The following is a 5,629-nucleotide window of genomic DNA, read 5'->3' on the forward strand; positions in this document are numbered from 1 at the left end:
CTCCAGAAAACACCAACCTCTCACTCCGCTGGAACACCCCTCATCCGTCTCGGCTGCGCGCCGATCCACCTTCTCCCACAAGGGGAGAAGGAGAGGCGGTGCCGCTTGCGCTGTACAATGGCCGCCGCAGGAAGTACGAACGCTCAAAATGTCCTTCGCCTGCGTGCGTCAGCCCGGCATGTGTTGCCGGACAGGCAAGCTCCGAATTCCGAAAGAGAAAAATGTCCAGTTTCGAAACGATCGTGCCTGCGCTTGCAGAGGCGCTGGAAAAACGCGGCTATGCCGCGCTGACGCCGGTGCAGCAGGCGGTGCTGGCGCCCGAGCTTCGCGCGGCCGACGCGTTGGTCTCGGCCCAGACCGGCTCCGGCAAGACGGTCGCCTTCGGCCTTGCCTTGGCCCCGACCCTGCTTGGCGGCGCGGCGCGTTTCACCGATGCCGGCGCGCCGCTCGGCCTGGTGGTGGCGCCGACGCGCGAGCTGGCGCTGCAGGTGCGGCGCGAGCTGGAATGGCTCTATGAGCTGACCGGCGCGCAGATAGCCTCCTGCGTCGGCGGCATGGACATGCGCAGCGAGCGGCGGGCGCTGGAGCGCGGCGCCCATATCGTCGTCGGCACACCGGGCCGGCTGCGCGACCACATTACGCGCGGCGCGCTCGACATGTCGGCGCTCAAGGCCGTGGTGCTGGACGAGGCCGACGAGATGCTCGATCTCGGCTTTCGCGAGGACCTCGAATTCATCCTCGACGCCGCGCCCGCCGAGCGCCGCACCTTGATGTTTTCCGCCACCGTGCCGCGCTCGATCGCCACGCTGGCGAAGAACTACCAGCGCGATGCCGTGCGCATTTCCGCCGGCGGCGAGGCAAAGCAGCATCTCGACATCGAATACCGGGCGCTCTCCGTGGCACCCGCCGACCGCGAGAACGCCATCATCAACGTGCTGCGCTATTACGAGGCGACCAACGCCATGGTGTTCTGCAACACCCGCGCCGCCGTCAACCATCTCACCGCGCGCTTCAATAACCGAAATTTCGCCGTCGTGGCATTGTCCGGCGAGCTCAGCCAGAACGAGCGCAGCCACGCGCTGCAGGCGATGCGCGACGGCCGTGCCAGGGTCTGCATCGCCACCGACGTGGCGGCGCGCGGCATCGACCTGCCCAATCTCGACCTGGTCGTCCATGCCGACCTGCCGTCCAACCCGGAAACGCTGCTCCACCGCAGCGGCCGCACCGGCCGTGCCGGGCGGAAAGGCGTCAGCGCGCTGATCGTGCCGAACAATGCCCGCAGGCGCACCGAGCGCCTGCTCCACAATGCCGGCCTGACCGCGTCCTGGGCGAGCCCGCCCTCGGCTGACGAGGTGCTGCGCCGCGACGACGAGCGTATCCTCGCCGACCCTGCCTTCGGTGAGCCGGTGAGCGAGGAAGAACGCGGTTTCGTCGAAACCTTGCTCGACCGCCACGGCGCCGAGCTTGTCGCCGCCGCCTTCGTCCGGCTCTGCCGCGGCAGCCGCTCGGCGCCGGAAGACCTGCTCGACGTCGCGCCCTTCACGCCGTCAGCCGAAAGGCCCGCGCGACGCGACGAGACGCCCAGCCGCCGCGACGATTTCGGCGACAGCGTCTGGTTCTCGCTGTCGGTCGGCCGCCGGCAGAATGCCGAGCCGCGCTGGCTGATCCCCATGCTGTGCCGTACCGGCAGCATCAGCAAGCGCGAGATCGGCGCCATCAAGATGCAGCCGGAAGAGACCTTCGTGCAGATCGCCGCCGACTGGGCCGACCGGTTCCTCGCCGCTATCGGCCCCGACCGCAAATTGCAGAACAACATCGCGGTGAGACGGCTGGACGGCACGCCCGACCTGTCGCGGGCCGGCTACCAGCCGCCGAAACCCGACAAGAAGCCGCATCGCGGCAAGCGGCCCTTCGACCAGAACGCGCCCCAATTCGAAAAGCGCGCGCCGGGCGAGCACCGGCCCGCCGGCGTGGATTCAAAACCCTGGGCGAAGAAGCCCGGCAAGCCGAAATTCGACAAATCAAAACTCGACCGGCCGAAATTCGACAAGCCGGTAAAGCACAAGAAGCCGAAGAAGCGGCCGGCGTAGGTTCGCCAGGTTGGAAGCTGACCCGCAGCGAACGTCCGGGCAAACCGCCAACCTCGAAAATTAGCCGAAGCGTCCGACCTTCGTCATCCACGGGCGGAGCGAAGCGGACGCGTAGACCCGAGGATCCATGCCGTGACCTCGCGCGAAGCATAGACAAGGGGCAGAAATAGGGGCCGTTCTGAACGGCTGCAACGCTCGTAGGTCACGGAATGGATTCTATGGTCTGCGCCGCGTCGCTTCGCTCCTTGCTCCGCCGTAGAATGACGAAGGCGTGGTGCCCGCCAGTGCGCTAAATCGCATCCCCCTTGCGGTTCGCCGCGACTTTGACCAGTCTGGGCATGCGCGGCAAAGGGGGCAGTGCGATGCGCGGCGAGGTTCTGCACTATGACGAGCAGCAAGGCTTCGGCTTCATAACCGGCGCCGACGGCAAGCGTTACAGCTTCGCGCGCGAGGATCTGCGCCGCGAGATGGCGTTGGCCAGGGGCGCCGAGGTCGAATTCCAGCCGAATGGCGACCGGGCAAGCAGCATATTTTCGGTCCGCGCCCGCATGACCGGTCCGGCAGAGCCCGCCACCCCGACCGCGGCGTCTCCTCGCCCCTTGCCGGGCAGCGCGCCTGCGGTGCCCAACCATTTCGGCCGCAACGCCGAAAATGGAACGATCGGATCGAGTGGCCTGTGGGACTATTTCTGGCGCGGCCTGACGACCAATTACGTCGATTTCTCCGGCCGCGCCCGGCGCAAGGAGTTCTGGGGTTTTTGCCTTTTCTGGACGATCGGCCTCGCCGTCATTGTCGGCGTCGGCCTCTCTGTGGATTTGGGAAGCGGCATCGAACAGGGCGACGACCTGCCGATCGTCATGATCTGCCTTGTCGTTCTCTACATCCTGCTGACCTTCCTGCCGTGGGTCGCGCTGCTCGTGCGCCGTCTGCACGATCTCGGCCTGACCGGCTGGCTCGCGATCCTCTGCTTCCTGCCCTATATCGGCTGGCTCGCGACGCTCGTCTTCGGGCTGATCCCGACCCAGGCCGGCGACAACAAATGGGGACCGATGCCGGTCGGCGTCAGGTTCTAGACTAGGGCCGCAAGCCAGACTGACCGTGTTCGCTCAAAGCGATGTATTCGATAATCTTGAAGTGCTTCGCAGTGTCACCACGAAGGGCCTTCTTGTGGGTTTGGATCGTCTCGGTCCCAACAATCTTGAATTCGGATCCTTCATAGGTAATTTCGCAATCAACCACCTTGCCGGGCCAAAGCCAGATCAAGAGCCCAGCTCAAACTGTTCTCGATCTGATATCGATCGCATACGAACTGCCGCAGTGGCGCGAGACGCTGGTCGGTGCGAAAGTCGGCCTGGCGTTTATGCTCGCCAAGAGCATCCCTTTCGATGGCGCGACCCACCTCGCCCATCTGTCATCCAAGGAACTTGGCGATGATGGCGTCGCCCATTTCAATGGTGCCGACTTCCTTCATGCCGTCGGAGAAGATGTCCTTGGTGCGCAGGCCGTCTTCGAGCACGGCGGCGATCGCCGCTTCCAGCTTGTCGGCCTCGGCCACCATGCCGAAGGAATAGCGCAGGCACATGGCGAAGGACGCGATCATGGCGATCGGGTTGGCGATGCCCTTGCCGGCGATGTCGGGCGCCGAGCCGTGCACCGGCTCGTAGAGCGCCTTGCGCTTCTTGGTCTTCACATCCGGCGCGCCGAGCGAGGCCGACGGCAGCATGCCGATCGAGCCGGTGAGCATGGCGGCGATGTCGGACAGCATGTCGCCGAACAGATTGTCGGTGACGATGACGTCGAACTGCTTCGGCCAGCGCACCAGCTGCATGCCGCCGGCATCGGCCAGCATGTGATCGAGCTTGACGTCGCTGTAGCTGGCCGCGTGGGTCTGGCTGACAACCTCGTTCCACAGCACGCCCGACTTCATGACGTTGCGCTTTTCCATCGAAGTGACCTGGTTGCGGCGCGTGCGCGCCAGCTCGAAGGCGACGCCCGAGATGCGCTCGATCTCGAACGTGTCGTAGACCTGCGTGTCGATGCCGCGCTTCTGGCCGTTGCCGAGATCGATGATCTGCTTCGGCTCGCCGAAATAGACGCCGCCGGTCAGCTCGCGCACGATCAATATGTCGAGGCCCTCGACCACCTCCTGCTTGAGCGAGGAGGATGCGGCGAGCGCCGGGTAGCAGATCGCCGGACGGAGATTGGCGAACAGCTCCATGTCCTTGCGCAGGCGGAGCAGCCCGGCCTCGGGACGCACCTCGTAAGGCACCTTGTCCCACTTCGGCCCGCCAACCGCGCCGAACAGCACGGCATCCGCCGCCATCGCCTTTTCCATGTCGGCATCGGAGATCGCCGCGCCATGCGCGTCGTAGGCGCTACCGCCGACCAGCCCCTCATCGGTGGCAAAACCGCTGCCGAGTTTTTCATTCATGGCCGCGATCAGCTTCTTCACCTCGGCCATGGCCTCGGGGCCGATGCCGTCGCCGGCGAGCAGGAGGAGATTTTTCGAAGCCATGGAGAACCGTCCCGAGAGTGTTTGGAGAAACCGCGGCCTTGCTAAACGCCAAGTGCTTGCGGCGCAAGCCTTTCAACCGTCACCGGTGCGAAAGGACATTCACCAGCCGGCCGAACGGGTCGCGCACATAGAAGCGCCGCACGCCCCAGGGCTCGTCGGCCGGGCCGTATTCGATGGCGAAGCCGGCCTTGCGCATGGCCGCAAGCGCCTCGTCGACGTCGTCGACCTCGATCGAAAGATCAGGCACCGGGGTGCCGGAGCCGCCCTCGGTCATGAAGCTGATCTGCACCGTCATCGTCTCGGCCGAGCCGCAGGTGACGATCCAGCCTTGGTCCATCAGCACATCAAGCCCGAGCACGTCCTGATAGAAATGCTGCGCCGCGAAGGTGTCCTGCGTGGCGATGTTGGCGACGATGCGCTTGACCTTTACCATCGGCTGATCCTTGCTTTGTGCAAGCCGGTGCCCCTGTCCTGGGCGACCTGCATCAGGCCGTGCGCCGGAGCGCCGTCGCCTCGATCTCGATCTTCATTTCCGGCTTGTTGAGCTGGCAGACGATCATCGTCGCCGCCGGCCGAATATCACCGAACGCCTCGCCGAGGATCGGGAACACCACGTCAACATAGGCCTGGTCGGTGATGTAGTAATGCGCCCGCACCACATCGGCCATCTCGAAGCCGCCGTCGGCCAAGGCCTTGGCAATGGTCGCGAGGCAATTGCGCGTCTGCGCCTCGACCGTGTCGGGCATGGTCATGGTGGCATAGTCGTAACCGGTCGTGCCGGAGACGAAGCACCAGTCGCCCTGCACCACCGCGCGCGAATAGCCGGCGGTTTTCTCGAAGGGCGAGCCGGTGGAGATGAGTGTGCGCATGGAGAGCCTCGCGTTGGATGCGCGCATTCTGAAACGGACGAGCGATCCAGTCGTGAGCCAGGGAGCGTAGACTGGCGGTGCAAACTTTTGATGCTGACGGGACAGCGCCCCCCTCTGGCCTGCCGGCCATCTCCCCCACTTGGGGGGAGATCAGA

6 protein-coding genes are annotated in these 5,629 nt (G+C 65.2%); 2 read left to right on the top strand and 4 right to left on the bottom strand.

Annotation, left to right across the window (positions count from 1 at the left end):
* The first annotated feature begins 221 nt into the window (after positions 1–221).
* Together EN742_RS22065 and EN742_RS22070 are read left to right on the top strand one after the other, a co-directional pair.
* A complete protein-coding gene (locus EN742_RS22065; protein ID WP_126057396.1) occupies positions 222–2,090 on the top strand; it encodes a DEAD/DEAH box helicase in 1,869 nt (622 codons plus the stop codon).
* A 362-nt stretch (positions 2,091–2,452) separates the two neighbouring features.
* Complete coding sequence (locus tag EN742_RS22070; protein ID WP_126057395.1) at positions 2,453–3,163, top strand: DUF805 domain-containing protein; 711 nt, start codon at positions 2,453–2,455, stop codon at positions 3,161–3,163.
* A gap of 158 nt (positions 3,164–3,321) precedes the next feature.
* On the opposite strand, the gene EN742_RS38210 is transcribed toward EN742_RS22070, so the two are convergent.
* The 4 genes from EN742_RS38210 to EN742_RS22085 all read right to left on the bottom strand — a co-directional run bounded on the left by EN742_RS38210 (position 3,322) and on the right by EN742_RS22085 (position 5,474).
* On the bottom strand, positions 3,322–3,498 hold the full coding sequence (locus EN742_RS38210; protein ID WP_189347901.1) for a hypothetical protein: 177 nt from the start codon (positions 3,496–3,498) through the stop codon (positions 3,322–3,324).
* 3 nt (positions 3,499–3,501) lie between these two features.
* On the bottom strand, positions 3,502–4,605 hold the full coding sequence (gene leuB / locus EN742_RS22075) for a 3-isopropylmalate dehydrogenase (protein WP_126057394.1): 1,104 nt from the start codon (positions 4,603–4,605) through the stop codon (positions 3,502–3,504).
* A gap of 79 nt (positions 4,606–4,684) precedes the next feature.
* Positions 4,685–5,038 (bottom strand): VOC family protein, encoded by a 354-nt coding sequence (locus EN742_RS22080; RefSeq protein ID WP_128333271.1) that lies wholly within the window; start codon positions 5,036–5,038, stop codon positions 4,685–4,687.
* 52 nt (positions 5,039–5,090) lie between these two features.
* Positions 5,091–5,474 (bottom strand): RidA family protein, encoded by a 384-nt coding sequence (locus tag EN742_RS22085; RefSeq protein WP_126057392.1) that lies wholly within the window; start codon positions 5,472–5,474, stop codon positions 5,091–5,093.
* Positions 5,475–5,629: the final 155 nt, after the last annotated feature.

This window comes from Mesorhizobium sp. M4A.F.Ca.ET.020.02.1.1 (assembly GCF_004022645.1).
In the GTDB taxonomy this organism is placed as follows: Bacteria; Pseudomonadota; Alphaproteobacteria; order Rhizobiales; family Rhizobiaceae; genus Mesorhizobium.

What these genes read in the sequence shown, in the direction of transcription:
- leuB (WP_126057394.1), bottom strand. Translation starts at nt 4,605, where the DNA reads ATGGCTTCGAAAAATCTCCTCCTGCTCGCCGGCGACGGCATCGGCCCC.
- EN742_RS22070 (WP_126057395.1), top strand. Translation starts at nt 2,453, where the DNA reads ATGCGCGGCGAGGTTCTGCACTATGACGAGCAGCAAGGCTTCGGCTTC.
- EN742_RS38210 (WP_189347901.1), bottom strand. Translation starts at nt 3,498, where the DNA reads ATGGGCGAGGTGGGTCGCGCCATCGAAAGGGATGCTCTTGGCGAGCAT.
- EN742_RS22085 (WP_126057392.1), bottom strand. Translation starts at nt 5,474, where the DNA reads ATGCGCACACTCATCTCCACCGGCTCGCCCTTCGAGAAAACCGCCGGC.
- EN742_RS22080 (WP_128333271.1), bottom strand. Translation starts at nt 5,038, where the DNA reads ATGGTAAAGGTCAAGCGCATCGTCGCCAACATCGCCACGCAGGACACC.
- EN742_RS22065 (WP_126057396.1), top strand. Translation starts at nt 222, where the DNA reads ATGTCCAGTTTCGAAACGATCGTGCCTGCGCTTGCAGAGGCGCTGGAA.